Source organism: Corynebacterium simulans (genome assembly GCF_001586215.1).
In the GTDB taxonomy this organism is placed as follows: Bacteria; Actinomycetota; Actinomycetes; order Mycobacteriales; family Mycobacteriaceae; genus Corynebacterium; species Corynebacterium simulans.
The window spans coordinates 2,365,856-2,380,098 of sequence record NZ_CP014634.1 but is presented as its reverse complement, the minus strand read 5'-3'; the positions used below and the strand labels follow the sequence as shown (position 1 = coordinate 2,380,098).

Here is a 14,243-nt window from a genome sequence, read left to right as displayed (position 1 = left end):
GATGGCCGGATCATTGCATACGTGAGGAAATTATACCCACGGCGTCAACTTTTCACAGGCCGAGGTTCCCGAGTGGTGCAAATGGATATCAATGAGTCGGTTGAGACAAAGTTATCCACAGGTTGAAAAATGCCCCTTGAGCCTTGTCGATAGGGCTTTTTAGGGTGGGGTTTATGACTTCACTTCAGGCATTCTTAGCGGCAATACGCCCAGGCATGGACATCGTGGCTGGGTGCGCAGGGCTGTCTGAAAAGGCTTTGATTTCGGCTGGCGCGCCGGATAAAACGGCACAGCAATTGCTCGCGCTTTACGACGTCTACTTTGGCCACACCGCTTTCACCCGCCGGCAACGCGATTCCGTGGCCGCGGCGCAAAGGCTTGGTCATTCCCTGCCCACAATCGAAGTTATCGAACGCTACGCAATGCGCGCGAAGACCCAACGTGCAGCGTGGCAGATGCGCGAGGAACTGTGCAATACCAAGGCCGATACCCTCGCGATGGAGCAGCTAGCGAAGAAAAAGCTGAAGGCGCTCAATAGCGAGCGCGAGCCAGAGCAAGGAGTAAAGCTTTATCGCCGCAAGGATAAGCCGTGGACTTTAGCAATTACCGGCCCATCGACTCTCATCGCGGATATGTATGCAGCTATCGACTCTGCCTCCCCGCTGGAATCTTTGGAAAAGCTCTTCTTCCCCGCTGCAGACAATTCAAGTGTAGTGCCTAGCGCAGCCAGGGATAGGCCGCGAGTGCATACCAACGTTATCGTCCAACTGCCGGCGCTGGCGAAGATCTTGCAGGGCGACGGCGAGGAGATAAGCCTGCAGATGACAAACGGCGCCGTCATGTCCGGCGCGGAGTTCGTGAGAAGAGCACTGGACTCGTGCCTTGATTTCGCCACACTCGTGCATCCACATGAGGGGCCAGTGAATCTCTATCGGACGAAGCGCTTTGCCAACCACAAGCAAAGGCTGATGGCGGGAGCGGAAAATCCCACCTGTGCTTGGCCAGGTTGTAATCACCCGGCAGATACTAGTCAGGTGCATCACTTAAACGCTTGGTCGCAGGGAGGTCCAACGAACATGGCAAATCTGGCGACTTTGTGTCACTACCACAACGGTGTGAATGAAGACGACCCTAACGCCCCGCCGTTACGCGGTAGGTTAGCCAGGTCGATGGAAAGGTACGCTGGCAGCGCGGCTAGCAGAAAAGGCAACAACCACGACTATACGCAATGCAATGTCAGGGCCATGCGCCACAACCTAGGAGGCAGGGTACTCCCCTGCCTCGTACTCCCCTGCCTCCTCGTCCTGCGCAAGATCAGGTTTGCGCTTGCGTAGACCGTCTATCACGAACAGCACCATGCCTAGGCCGGCAGAAGCGAAGAGAAGATACAGCGACCAATCAGCTGCAGTCAGAATGAAGTTGACGAGAGCTAGAAAAGCCACGAACGCCAAGACGAGTGCTGCAACAAGCATTTAAACCTCCAGAAAAAGCGCCCTCCCGGTTACTCGGAAGGGCGCTTTATAAATAGCTTTTACTTGCCAGCCTCGCCGTTAGGAGCAGCGGTGCCGCGAGTCTCAAGCTCCTCCAGCTGGGACTCCAGCAGGGTCTTCAGACGGGTGCGGTACTCGCGCTCGAAGGTGCGCAGCTCAGCGATACGAGCCTCAAGAGCCGTCTGCTGCTGCTTGACGGTGTTCATGACCTCGGTGTGCTTCTTCTCAGCGTCAGCCTGCAGGGCAGCAGCCTTCTCCTCTGCCTGGCGAATCTGTGCCTCAGCGCGGGAGTTAGCCTCGGACTCGGTCTGCTTTGCCTTAGCCTCAGCCTCGGAAACCAGCTTCTTGGAGCGAGTATCAGCGTCTGCGAGCTGTGCGTCAAACTTCTGCTGAGCGTCTGCGAGCTGTGCCTTGGAGCGGGAATCAGCATCGGTCAGCTGCTTCTCGGCGGCAGTGCGTGCCTCGGAGAGCATGGACTCGGACTCTGCCTTTGCCTCGGAGGTCAGGCGGTCTGCCATCTCCTGCGCCAAGCCCAGAACGCGAGCTGCCTGCATGTGGGTCTCTGGGGTAGCCAGGCCGTCGGCAGCCTTGGTTGCGGCAGCGCCAACACCTGCACCAGCCAGACCAGAAGCCGCTGCGGTCTTTGCAGAGCCAGCGTTCTTCTTCAGGTCCTCGTTCTCCTTCTTGGAAGCCTCGAGGTCCTTCTTGGCCTGAGTAGCCTCTGCACGAGCTGCCTCGAGCTCGCGCTTTGCCTTTGCGGCGTCCTCGCGTGCAGCCTTCAGCTCAGCATCGTTGTTCGAGAAAGCAGCAGCCGGAGCCTTAGCGGACTCAGCATTCTTTGCCTGTTCCTGCGCGCGCTTTGCTTCTTCCTTAGCCTTGGCAACTTCATTCTTGGAATCAGCAAGCTTGGTCTCGTACTCAGCGCGCAGCTTGGACTCGATCTCCTTACGGAGGGTAGCTTCGTCTGCACCCGTAGTAGCTGCGGACCCTGCAGCGGCACCCGCTACAGCACCAGCGCCGCCCTTGGACTGCAGCTGCTCTACCTGAGACTGCAGGTCATCATTCTCGTCCTGCAGCTGGGCAAGGGTGTCCTCGACGAGGTCCAGGAACTGGTCGACCTCATCCTCGTTGTAGCCACGCTTGCCAATTGGCGGCTTGCTAAAAGCGACGTTGTGAACATCAGCTGGTGACAGTGGCATTGACTTCTCTTCCCCTTCGAGTCGGTGCAACTCCGGTGGGTCCGGAGTTTTTGGGAGATGTAAACGTATCCCGAGAGTACCTAAATTCTGAACTCAGGTGTCTACACAGGATGCGCTAACAAAGAACTTGTGCGTTTAATTTTACGGAATATCAGTAAAGACTATATCCAAAAGCCCACATTATCTAACGTTGCACGCAGTCTCAACGTTAACGGGAGGTTTTAATACACCCGCACTACAAGAACACTCCAACAACAACCAGTTGCAAGAGCATCAAAATCAGGAACAAAACAAGGATGGACATGTCCAGTGCCACACCGCCCAGACGCAGCGGCGGGACCACGCGGCGGAGTGCCTTTACTGGCGGGTCAGTAACTACAAACAGCGGCTCTGCCACCACCATGAACCACCGCGGTGGGTTAAATTGGCGCGAGAAAGACTGAATCATCTCGATGATGATTCGCAGGGCCAAAATCCACGAGAAGATGCGTAGAAGCAGCAACAAACTATATCCGATAATGCTCACCTGCTCGAGCCTATATGAACTACCCCCGCGTTCGGCACTCGGCTCGCTAATGGCGAACGCCGCCCTACCCTTCCTCCACCAACACTTAGAGGAAAGATAAGACGGCGCTACTTTAAAAGCTTCTGTTTAACGCAGGTGCGCTGCGCGCTCGAGCTCCAGGGTGGAGATTCCTGCATCCTTCGGCACAATGGCGAAGACGCGACGGTCGGTGTCCATACCCTTGGTCAGGTTGAGCATGCGACCTTCGAGTCCGAAGCACAGGCCAGCAGCGAAGTCAATGAAGCGCTTTGCCGACGCCTTGTCCGCATCGGTCAGCTCAAAGACAACGGCGTCGCCATCACGGAACGGTGCGCCAACCTTGGCTGCATCGTTGAAGGAAACGAGGGACAGCGCGACGATAGTCGGAACGAACTCCTCCTGCACTGCCGGCTCGAAAGAGCGCGGCGCGTAAGCAGCAGAGCCGTTGGACTCATAGCTGCGCTCGTCTGCGTAGTATGCGTCGTCCGCTTCGATGTCCACCGGACCCAGTCCGAAGAACTCTTTCGTCCTATCAATCAATGACATTTCTGGTCTCCCTCTGACCCTAATTGTTGAGCATGTTATTTGGTGCAAATGTTACTCATGTGAAAGCAGTGAATTGCACCCGTGAAATGCGCTTTTGCGTTGCCACTTAACCTACTGGGCGGGGTCCCATGATGCCGGTTCCGACACGCACGATATCGCTTCCCGCGGCAATCGCCGCAGCCATATCTGCGCTCATTCCCGCCGACATCAAAAGCTTCCGTCCAAGGCGGCTGCCCACCTCGTCACAAAGCTTGCGAACACGGGCAAAAACTTCGACCGGTTCCGCATCTAGGGGCGGAACGACCATGAAACCGCGCAGTTCGAGGTTGTCGAGCTCCTCCACGACGCCCACAAGCACATCGACATCCGCATAGACTACTCCCCCGCGCGCAGTATCTCCGTCGTGGGAGAGCTGGATGAACACCGGCAGTTTTCCTTCGCGCTCGCCCGCTTGCAGAGCATTGCCGACGCCCCGGTTCAACGCACGCGCAAGCTTTTCCGTATCCAACGAATGCACGCTTTGTGCCCACCGCGCGACGTGATTGGCCTTCTTCGTCTGAATCTGGCCAATCATATGGAAACGCATCTGCGGCAACTCCGCCGCCTTGGCACGGGCTTCTTGTTCGCGGTTCTCGGCGACGTCGGTGATACCAAGCTCGGCGAGTAGCGCGACGTCAGCAGCCGGGTGAAATTTGGTCACCGGCAGCAGTTCGGGTGCAGGACGGCCGGCATTCTTGGCGATTTCTGCGATATCAGCGCGGGTGCGCTCGAGGTTTTCCTGTAATTGCTGCTTGCGTGTCATTTATGCCTCCAACCAAATAACACCGGCTTGGCGTCCGGTAGTGCCTTCACGGCGGTAAGAAAAGAAGTCGCTGTCTTCGATGGTGCAGCGAGGGTCAGCTTCAATGTTGGTAATTCCCATCCCCATCAGCTGACGGACAAGGCCCTTGCGCACGTCGACGCCCCAGGTGCCCTTCTTTGTGCGGGCCTTCGCCCCGGGCAAGTGCTTCTCGACGTCGTTTGCCATAGCCTCAGGCACCTCATAGTTCAGTCCCGATGCGGCGGGGCCGAGAAGAACTTGAATATTGGAGGGGCTCGCGCCCAGCTCGAACATCGTAGTAACCGTGTTGCGAATGATCCCGTTGCGGGCGCCGAGCCGACCGGCATGGGCAGCGGCGATAACGCCGGCGGAGATGTCGCTGAGCAACACGGGGGTGCAATCAGCAACCAGAACTCCGAGTCCTAAGCGTTTTTCGGTAGTGACGATTGCGTCGGTCGCCGCCACTGGGGTGCCAACATGGCTACGATCGACGCGAGTGACAGTGTTGGTGTGGAGTTGTTCCATCCACACAATCTCATTGAGCCCGAGAACTCTGGCGAGACGGACGCGGTTTTGGGCGACGTTTGCCGGGTCATCGCCGACGTGGTCGCCTAGGTTGAAAGAGTCGTAAGGCGATGACGAAACCCCGCCCGCACGAGTCGTAAAGACCATGCGAACGGGGCGTTTAGGTGCTTCCTCGTTTACTGGCATGCACTCCAGGTTAGCGCACTATTTCGCTGCTTTAACGCATGAAGGACGGCACGTCGAGATCGTCATCGCCGTCATCGTGGCGACGATCGTCACGACGATCTGCAGGGCGGGACAGGCGGTAGTCGTCACGGCGATCTTCACGAGCAAAACGATCGGAGCTGGTGAACAGACCGTTGGAGGAATGGCGTGGACGGTAGGTCTCAGCCGGCTGCTCCTCGTAACGCGGCTGCGCAGGTTCCTCGTAGCGCGGTTGCTGTTGTACCGGCTGCTGCTGTACTGGCTCCTGCTGCAGCGGTTGCTGCTGTACCGGTTGCTGCTGGTGCATTGGTTGCTGTTGTGCCGACTGTTGCGCCGACTGCTGCGCCGAAGTTTCCTGGCGGTTATCGAACAGGGAGCCCGGACGCTGCTGCTGTGGCTGGGACTGTGCCGGCTGAGCTGCGGTGGTCATGTTGGCCTGTGCATCAAAGCCGGTGGCGATGATGGTGACGCGGACTTCGTCGCCCAGGTTGTCATCGATGATGGTACCGAAGATGATGTTGGCGTCTTCGTCAGCGCGCTCCTCGACCATGGATGCAGCGGCGTTAACCTCATGCAGACCAAGATCAGAGCCGCCGGCGATGGAGAGCAGAACACCCTTTGCGCCTTCCATGGTGGACTCGAGCAGCGGGGAGTTGATTGCCTGCTCAGCGGCATTGAGCGCACGGTTGTCACCGCGTGCAGAGCCGATGCCCATGAGGGCGGAGCCGGCATCGGCCATGACGGAGCGGACGTCGGCAAAGTCGACGTTAATCATGCCCGGGATGGTAATCAGGTTCGTAATACCCTGGACACCGTTGTGGAGGACCTCATCGGCTGCGCGGAATGCCTCGACGATGGACAGCTCTTCGCCACCGAGCTGCATCAGGCGGTCGTTCGGGATAACGATGAGCGTGTCACAGACGTCGCGCAGCTCCTCGATGCCAGACATTGCCTGGCGGGTACGGCGTGCGCCCTCAAACTTGAATGGACGGGTAACAACGCCGACGGTCAGCGCACCCATCTTCTTCGCGATGGAAGCAACGACCGGAGCGGCGCCGGTACCAGTGCCGCCACCCTCGCCGGCGGTAACGAAGACCATGTCGGAGCCTTCCAGGGCATCCTCAATCTCAGTCTTGTGGTCTTCTGCCGAGGTCTTGCCGACCTCCGGGTTAGCGCCCGCGCCGAGACCGCGAGTGGCTTCGCGGCCGATATCGAGCTTGGTGTCAGCATCCGAGAAAATCAGCGCCTGGGAGTCGGTGTTAATCGCGACGAACTGAACGCCCTTCAGACCTTCTTCGATCATGCGGTTCACGGCGTTAACGCCGCCGCCGCCGACACCGACGACCTTGATTTCCGCGAGGTTATTGCTAGTTGAGATCATGTGAGGGGTGCTCACCTTTCACTGTTGGTGCGTAAACGAGGATTTTTATTGCACGCGACTTTTTTCTCACGCGCGGTTATTTCCATCTTTATGGAAGTGCCGTAGTTTTTCACGTACATTTTGCCGCGTGTCGGTACCCTCAAGTTGTAGTTTAGGGTTGCTGACGTGCGGGTTTTCAAATCACAAACGCCCCACGCACCCCACCTGTATGACCAAGATGGGCTCTGCGCAGGGCGTTAAATTCAGACGGCTATTTCGTGGTTACCAATTCGGGGTTTGAAATATTCCACTGCCCGCCTTCCATCTTCAAAACCGTCTCGAAGGCCAAAGCCTTATTGGCGTTATCCTCCGAGGCACCCCAGAAGACGCTGCGGTCATCCTTCAGGTGGAAGGTCATCGAATACGCGTTTTTAACCTCGAGAGACTTCACCTGTGCGCGCACCGGCTGCGGCAAAGCGGCGACTACCTCCACGGCATCACTCATCTCCTCCGAGCCAGGCTCGGCGCTGCCGGTAATTTCCACTGCGCCCTCCGGCGGGGTGTCCTCGGCGAATTCTTCACCCTCGGCGTCGATAAGCTTGTTCTTATCACGGAAAGCCACCACCTCGTGTTCTGTAATTTCCACGCTCAAAGTGGACGGAAATGCGCGCGATACGGTCGCGGACTTCACCCACGGCAAACGCGCGACTCCCGACGCCGCTCCACGGGCATCCACCCGCACTAGGTTCTCGCCTTTAGCGACACCACTGGCTTCTTCCACCTGCGCTGCATCGACGTGGCTTATGCCATGTACCTCGAAGGAAGAAACCTTGAACACGGGGAACATCCACACGGCAACTGCCGCCAGCACAACGACCGCGACGAGCCCCGTGAGAGAAACCGCAATTGTCTTCTTAGTCATTAAGCGCCTTCAGCTCATCGAGGATCTCCGCGGCCAGCATCGTGACTGAACCCGCGCCGATGGTGAGTACGACATCGCCAGGGCGCACCAGGGACACAACATCTTGAGCCGCCTCCGAGAAGCTCGGTTCAAAAATGACCTTCATCTCTTCCGGCATTTTGTCGGTGATGATGCGGGAGGTAATGCCTTCCACCGGTTGCTCCCGAGCGCCGTAGATGTCGAGGACAACGGCGGCGTCAGCAAGCGCGAGTGCTGCAGCGAACTCCTTGTCGAATTCCGTCGTGCGGGAGTACAGGTGCGGCTGGAAGCATGCGATAACGCGCGCCCCCTTGCCTTCTGCCTCTACCTTTTGGCGGGCAGCACCGAGGACTGCGGTGACCTCGGTTGGGTGGTGGGCATAGTCATCGAAGACGCGCACCTCGTGCTCGGTACCGCGGTACTCGAAGCGACGGCGCACACCGGTGAAATCACTAAGGCCCACCGCGAGATCGTCCAGATCGCCGCCGGCCAAGCCGCCCGCAATAAGCGAGGCTAAAGAGTTAAGCACCATGTGATGCCCCGGAATCTGCAGCTCATAAGCGAGCTCTTCCGCCTTTCCACCGGGCAGCGTGACGCGTGCACGGACTTGCATGCCAATGACAGAAACCTGCTCTTCTACTACCTCAGCGGCCAAGGGAATCTCCGGATACTGCGCGGCTGCTTGAGCGCTGCCGTAGCCAAGAACGTTGATTCCGCGGTCAAGGGCGCGTTTACCGGCCTGCGCCGCATGCTCATCCTCCAAGCACACGACGAGGTGACCGCCCGGCACGATGCGATCGGCGAAATCGTCGAAGACCCGGTAATAGGCCTCAGCATTGTGGAAGAAATCCAGGTGGTCCGGCTCGATGTTGGTAATCACCGCGACTTCAGGGCTATAGCGCAGCAAGGAAGCATCGGATTCATCGGCCTCGGCAACAAAGGCGTTGCCAGTTCCGCCATGGGCGTTGGTGCCCGCGCGGTTGAGTTGGCCGCCAATGGCAAAGGAAGGGTCCAAGCCTGCCTGCTGCATCGCGGAGACGGTCATCGAGGTGGTGGAAGTCTTGCCATGCGTACCGGCGAGGAGCACCTGCTGGTGGCCCTCCATCAGCTCGGCGAGAAGGTCGGAGCGGCGAATCACCGGAATACCGGCCTCCCGCGCACCTACCAGCTCCGGGTTATCTTGCGGGATGGCTGCGAAAGAAGTGACTACGACAGTCGGCTTCTCCCCCGCCAGCTCGAGATTTTCTGCCGCGTGGCCTACCGCAATCTTTACGCCCATCGTGCGCAGGATTTCCACCGGCGTGGACTCCTTAACGTCGGAGCCGGTAACGACGCCACCGCGCGAGGCGAGGATGCGCGCCAGGCCAGACATGCCAGAACCGCCGATGCCCACCATGTGGACGCGAGTGAGGTCATAAGAGTCAGTCATCTTCTTTAAATTCCTTCAGCTTCAAAGATCTTGCGCGAGGGTTTAAGCGCGCGCTTGCTCGATGGTGGTGGCGATACGGTCCGCAATGGTGTTAGCAACATCGCCAGCAGAGTTCGTCGCAGCGGCCGTGCGCATTACCTTTAAGCGAGCATCATCTTCCATAATGCCGCGGACCTCGGAGACCAAGCGCTGGGGGTTGAGTTCGGCGTCGGCAATCTGCACGGCAGCGCCGGCTTCAACGAGCTCGCGGGAGTTCAGTGCCTGCTCACCATTGCCGATTGGCAGTGGCACGTAAATGGCAGGAACGCCAGCGGCGGCTACCTCAGCGACCGTCATCGCGCCGGAGCGGCAAATCATAAGATCCGCAACGGCAAGCGCGCCGGCCATATCGTCGATGTACGGCAGCGGAGTGTAATTCGGGGCCGGTGCTGGCGCCTCGTTCTTCTTGCCGTAGGCATGCAGGACCTGGTGTTTCTCGGTCAGCTCCGGCAACGCGCCCGCCACTGCCTTGTTGATGCTGGCTGCGCCCTGCGAGCCACCGGTAATGACGATGGTGGGCATATCCTCGCGCAGCCCCCAACGCTTGCGGGCCTCCGCAGCCACGGAACCGTCGGGGTCTTGACCCATTCCTGGGCGCACTGGGATACCCACGACCTCGCCCGGCATGCCGGAGTTCGGGTGCGCGTTGAAGCCGATTCCGCCCAAACGCACGCCAAGCTTATTTGCAATGCCCGAAAGCGCGTTGGTTTCTAGCACATAAAACGGCATGCCTAAAGTCTTTGCAGCAAGGTAGGCCGAAGCGGAAACGTATCCGCCCGTGCCAAAGACCACGTCAGCCTCAACGTCTTTTAAAACCTTGCGGGTTTGCATGACCGACTTTACAACGTTCAACGGAAGCTTAAACAGATCGGCGTTCACCTTGCGCGGAACCGGAACGGGGGTCACCATGCGCAGATCCACCCCGCGGGCAGGAACGATATCGCGCTCCAGTCCCTTCTCGGTGCCCAACGCGGTTAACTTCGCGCCGTGACGCTGCCGGAGCGCTTCACCCACTGCGAGCGCTGGTTCGATATGGCCTGCGGTGCCGCCACCTGCAAGGACGACAGAAATGGGGGTGGAATTCATGACCTACAGGCTACCAGCGCCACCCGGGCCTACCGCTTCTCGCCGCGCCGCGGCAGGCGGTAATCACTAGGCCCACGGCTCGTCACCGCTCGGCCAAAGCGCTCCTCGCGCTCCCCTGGCCGACGCCCGCCCCGATTCTTCTGCGGCAGCGAGGCATGGCGGCCTCCCTTACGCTTCGGAGCGGCATCGGAAAGCTGCGGCTCGGGGATGAAAAACAGACGGTCGAACAGCGGGCGGCCAAAGTTCTGCATCGCAGAAATCTGCAGCGGCTCATGGCGAGCGACGTTACACAGCACGCCCATCGAACCGATGGTGATAAGCGCTGCGGAGCCGCCGGCGGAAATCATCGGCAGCTGAATGCCCGTCACAGGAAGAAGCCCCACCACATAGCCGATGTTAATGAAGGCCTGGATAACAACGCCGACCGTCAATGTGGCGGCCAGCAGCGCCTGGAAAGAATCCTGCGCATTCTTTGCCGTACGCAGACCGATATAACCCAGTGCGGCAAACAAGCCGATAACCAGCAAGCCGCCCCACAGCCCGAGTTCCTCGCCGATGATGGCAAAGACGAAGTCATTCTTCGCCTCTGGCAGGTAGAACCACTTCGCACGGGATTGGCCGAGGCCAACCCCCCAGAACCCGCCGTCGGCAAGCGAAAGGAAGCCCTGGTAGGCCTGGAAACCGGTGCCCTGCGTGTCCTCGATGTTGCCGCGGAAAGCATCAAAGTAGGTGTGGAAACGGTGCGTACGGAAGCCGCCGCCCAGAAAGACTGCGGTTAAGCCCAACACGCCGAGGCCAATGATGGTGGCGGCGACGCGCCAGTTCACGCCCGCAAAAAGCAAGGTGAAGATAACCACCAAGGCAAACGACGCCGCCATGCCGATATCGCCCTGCAACACGATGAGCACGAACATCACAGACGCGATGAGCGAGTACATCATGAATGGGTCAGAAAGACGCATCGAACGGTGTGGCTTGCCCGCCAGCGCCGAAGCGCCGTACATCGCTACGGTGACACGTGCGAACTCAGAAGGTTGGAAAGCCACAGGGCCCAGCGGAATCCAGGACTGCGAGCCCACCGTCTCACGACCGGTACCCACGCCAGGAATCAACACCGCGATGAGCAAGATGATGGACAACAGCAGCAGCCACGGCACGAACTTACGCAGCGTATAAGGAGAAACCCGCAGCGCAATCCAGAACAAAATCAGGCCGCCTGTCACGAGCAGGCACTGGCGGATGGCATCAGTCCACACGTTGGAGTTTTCCGTGAAGGAAGTAGCCATGGATGCGGAGAATGCCATGAGCACGCCAATGCCAATCAGCGAAAAGATGATAATCCGCAGCAGCTGGTAGTCCAGCCCCGGTTGCGCGCGGTAGTACTGGCGGATTTCGCCCACGCGTTGGCCGAGCGTCTTCGACGCTGGTTGTTGCGGCCTAGTTGCGGTCATGGAGTCTCCTGAATTGCGTGGTTAACGTGCGATGCGCTGGGCGGCTGCGGCGAAGAAGTCACCGCGCTGTGCCATGCCTTGGTACATATCCAACGATGCCCCAGCCGGCGCCAAAAGGACGGTATCGCCGGGTTCGGCGTGTTGCACGGCGACGGTGACCGCCTCCTCCATTGCTTTTAGGGGATCGGTGGATTCGATGACGGTGGTGGCAACTCCACGCTGCTGGAGGGCGTCGTAGAGCACTTGCTTGTCGACGCCCATTACAACCGCTGCTTTTAGCCTTTCCGCGTGGGCGTCGAGAAGATCGCTGACGTCGGCGCCTTTGAGCTGACCGCCAGCGACCCACACCACATTGTTCAACCCGCGCATCGCGGCCTCGGCTGCGTGGGGGTTGGTGGCTTTGGAGTTGTCGATGAAAGCGATGCCGTTATGGCGGTGCACTAGCTCGCCGCGGTGACCGGCGACGGTGTAGCTTTCGAGGCCCTCGGTGATTGAGGACGGCTCGGCACCGGCGAGCAAAGCGGCGCAGGCGGCGGCTGCGGCGTCGAGAATGCCCGCCATACCAGAGGGCTGAAGGGCGGTGACATCGTCGATGACGGTGGCGCTAACGCCTGCCACGTTGTTAATAACGAGCTGGCCGTCGATGACGCCTACTTCCCCATCATTCGGAATGGTGTGGGTAAAAGCGTGGGTGTCTGGAGAAAGCGCGCCGCGTTCTGCGGCGGCATCGGCGTATTCGCGGACCTGGAAGTCATCGCGGCCGATGACCGCGTGGGCGCCGGCAAGCACCTTTGCCTTGGCCTCAGCGTAGGCGTGGAAGGAACCGTGCCAATCGAGGTGGTCGTCGGCGAGGTTGAGAAGAACACCAACCTCCGCGCGCAACTGGGAGGACCAATGCAGCTGGAAGGAGGAAAGCTCAGCGACGAGGACATCCACGCGTGGGCTGGCGGCTAGGGCGTCGAATGGCGAGGTGCCGATGTTTCCGACAGCTTGGGAGCGCTTTCCGGAGCGCTGCTCATCGGCGGCCATGATTGCGGCCAGCATGCCGGTGGTTGTGGTCTTGCCATTGGTGCCCGTGACGGCAAGCCAGGTGCGCGGTGCGCCGAAGACGCCGGCGGCATCAAGACGATAGGCCAGCTCGACATCGCCAATGACCTCTACCCCGGCCGCGGCTGCTGCGAGCAAAAGCGGCGAGGTCGGTGCCCAGCCCGGAGAGGTAACCACGAGGGAGTAATCGGTGGGGTTGGCGGTGGCGGCGTCGATTGTGGTGACAGAAAGATCGGCCTCTAGGCGTGCGCGGGAATCCGCGTTGCCATCGGCCACCACGACGTCGGCGCCGAGACGCAGAAGTACGCTCGCGCAGCCGCGGCCGGACACGCCCGCGCCGGCGACCAAGATGCTCCCGCGCAAGGAATCAGGCAGAGCCTCGGGCGAGGCCGCGGAATCGAAAGCAGCGGAATCGAAGGCAGCGGACATGGCTAGCCCACCAACCCGATACCGGAATCAGCAAGCCAGTCGCCGTAGAAGATAGCAACGCCGGCCATTGCAGCCATGGCGGCAATCAACCAGAAACGCACAACCACTGCGGTCTCTGCCCAGCCACCGTTTTCGAAGTGGTGGTGAATTGGGGCCATACGGAAGAAACGCTTGCCGGTGGTGCGGAAGACCACGATCTGGATGACGACGGAGACAGTCTCAATGACAAAGAGCGCGCCGATGATGATCATCAGCAGTTCGGTGCGGCTGGTCACGGAAATGCCAGCGACTAGGCCACCAAGTGCGAGGGAGCCGGTATCGCCCATGAAGATCTTCGCTGGTGCCGCGTTCCACCACAAGAAGCCCAGGCAGCCGCCCAGGCCAGCGGCGGTGAGAACCGCGAGATCCAGCGGGTCGCGGACCTGGTAGCAGCCAGCGGTGAACTCGGTGGCGCAAGAGTTGCGGAACTGCCAGAAGGTCATAATGGTGTACGCACCCATGACAATCGCGGTGGTGCCGGCTGCGAGACCGTCCAGACCATCGGTCAGATTCACGGCGTTCGACCACGCCGCGATCAAGATGTACATGAAGATCAGGAACACGACGATTCCCACGATGGTCGGGCCAACCGCGAAGTCGAAAGTCTCAATATCGCGAACGAAGGACAGCTTCGTGGTACCAGGCGTCAGGCCAGTGTCATCCGGGCGCTGCAAGCACAGCAGGCCAAAAGCCAATGCGAGGGCGAGCTGCCCCACCAATTTGGCGGTCTTGTTCAGGCCCAGGTTGCGCTGCTTGAAAAGCTTGATGAAGTCATCGGCAAAACCCAAGCCGCCGAGGCCCAGAGTCAAGCACAGGACCAAGATTCCGGAGAAGGTAAAGCCACCGTGGCCGGTCACCTGCCCGTAGATTCCCACCGTCAGGTAGCCCACCGTGATTCCTGCCAGAATGGCCAGGCCGCCCATGGTCGGGGTGCCGCGCTTGCGCAGGTGCGACTTTGGGCCGTCCTCACGGATCTCCTGCCCCTTGCCAGCATCCGAGAAATAGCGGATGAGCAGTGGGGTGATGAAAATCGCTACGAGAAAGCTGACCACACCAGCGATGATGATCTGTGTCACTTGCTTGGGTTCCTTCTAA

General features: G+C 59.6%; 14 protein-coding genes. 1 reads left to right on the top strand and 13 read right to left on the bottom strand.

The genetic code is table 11. The annotated features are described in order from the left end of the window. Positions 1-173: 173 nt before the first annotated feature. On the top strand, positions 174-1,334 hold the full coding sequence (locus tag WM42_RS11125; RefSeq protein ID WP_145915066.1) for an HNH endonuclease signature motif containing protein: 1,161 nt from the start codon (positions 174-176) through the stop codon (positions 1,332-1,334). Here the strand turns inward: WM42_RS11125 and WM42_RS11120 are convergent. The 13 genes from WM42_RS11120 to mraY all read right to left on the bottom strand — a co-directional run bounded on the left by WM42_RS11120 (position 1,257) and on the right by mraY (position 14,224). Continuing rightward, positions 1,257-1,472 carry a hypothetical protein gene (locus WM42_RS11120; protein ID WP_062038249.1) on the bottom strand — a complete coding sequence of 72 codons (216 nt, stop codon included), beginning with the start codon at positions 1,470-1,472 and terminating at the stop codon, positions 1,257-1,259. The genes WM42_RS11125 and WM42_RS11120 overlap by 78 nt on opposite strands. A gap of 59 nt (positions 1,473-1,531) precedes the next feature. Further along, entirely contained in the window at positions 1,532-2,689 is a 1,158-nt protein-coding gene (locus WM42_RS11115) for a DivIVA domain-containing protein (RefSeq protein WP_062038247.1), read from the bottom strand. 235 nt (positions 2,690-2,924) lie between these two features. Then, on the bottom strand, positions 2,925-3,215 hold the full coding sequence (locus WM42_RS11110) for a YggT family protein (protein ID WP_062038246.1): 291 nt from the start codon (positions 3,213-3,215) through the stop codon (positions 2,925-2,927). 126 nt (positions 3,216-3,341) lie between these two features. Then, positions 3,342-3,779 (bottom strand): cell division protein SepF, encoded by a 438-nt coding sequence (locus WM42_RS11105; RefSeq protein WP_062038244.1) that lies wholly within the window; start codon positions 3,777-3,779, stop codon positions 3,342-3,344. A 106-nt stretch (positions 3,780-3,885) separates the two neighbouring features. Continuing rightward, the gene (locus WM42_RS11100; protein WP_062038241.1) at positions 3,886-4,581 is read right to left on the bottom strand and encodes a YggS family pyridoxal phosphate-dependent enzyme; all 696 of its coding nucleotides are present in this window, start codon (positions 4,579-4,581) and stop codon (positions 3,886-3,888) included. Continuing rightward, complete coding sequence (pgeF, locus tag WM42_RS11095) at positions 4,582-5,310, bottom strand: peptidoglycan editing factor PgeF (RefSeq protein WP_062038240.1); 729 nt, start codon at positions 5,308-5,310, stop codon at positions 4,582-4,584. Between the two features lie 31 nt (positions 5,311-5,341). Beyond that, positions 5,342-6,709 carry a cell division protein FtsZ gene (ftsZ, locus tag WM42_RS11090; protein ID WP_062038238.1) on the bottom strand — a complete coding sequence of 456 codons (1,368 nt, stop codon included), beginning with the start codon at positions 6,707-6,709 and terminating at the stop codon, positions 5,342-5,344. A 250-nt stretch (positions 6,710-6,959) separates the two neighbouring features. Continuing rightward, a complete protein-coding gene (locus WM42_RS11085; protein ID WP_062038236.1) occupies positions 6,960-7,610 on the bottom strand; it encodes a cell division protein FtsQ/DivIB in 651 nt (216 codons plus the stop codon). Further along, positions 7,603-9,057, bottom strand: coding sequence for a UDP-N-acetylmuramate--L-alanine ligase (murC, locus tag WM42_RS11080; RefSeq protein ID WP_062038234.1), 1,455 nt, complete (start codon positions 9,055-9,057; stop codon positions 7,603-7,605). Before murC ends, WM42_RS11085 begins: the two co-directional genes overlap by 8 nt. A gap of 42 nt (positions 9,058-9,099) precedes the next feature. Beyond that, positions 9,100-10,182: an undecaprenyldiphospho-muramoylpentapeptide beta-N-acetylglucosaminyltransferase gene (gene murG, locus WM42_RS11075; protein ID WP_062038230.1), complete on the bottom strand. Its 1,083-nt coding sequence runs from the start codon at positions 10,180-10,182 to the stop codon at positions 9,100-9,102. A 29-nt stretch (positions 10,183-10,211) separates the two neighbouring features. Next, on the bottom strand, positions 10,212-11,633 hold the full coding sequence (locus WM42_RS11070) for an FtsW/RodA/SpoVE family cell cycle protein (RefSeq protein ID WP_062038228.1): 1,422 nt from the start codon (positions 11,631-11,633) through the stop codon (positions 10,212-10,214). A gap of 21 nt (positions 11,634-11,654) precedes the next feature. Continuing rightward, on the bottom strand, positions 11,655-13,109 hold the full coding sequence (gene murD / locus WM42_RS11065; RefSeq protein WP_062038225.1) for a UDP-N-acetylmuramoyl-L-alanine--D-glutamate ligase: 1,455 nt from the start codon (positions 13,107-13,109) through the stop codon (positions 11,655-11,657). A 2-nt stretch (positions 13,110-13,111) separates the two neighbouring features. Then, the gene (gene mraY, locus WM42_RS11060; RefSeq protein WP_062038222.1) at positions 13,112-14,224 is read right to left on the bottom strand and encodes a phospho-N-acetylmuramoyl-pentapeptide-transferase; all 1,113 of its coding nucleotides are present in this window, start codon (positions 14,222-14,224) and stop codon (positions 13,112-13,114) included. Between the last annotated feature and the right edge of the window lie 19 nt (positions 14,225-14,243).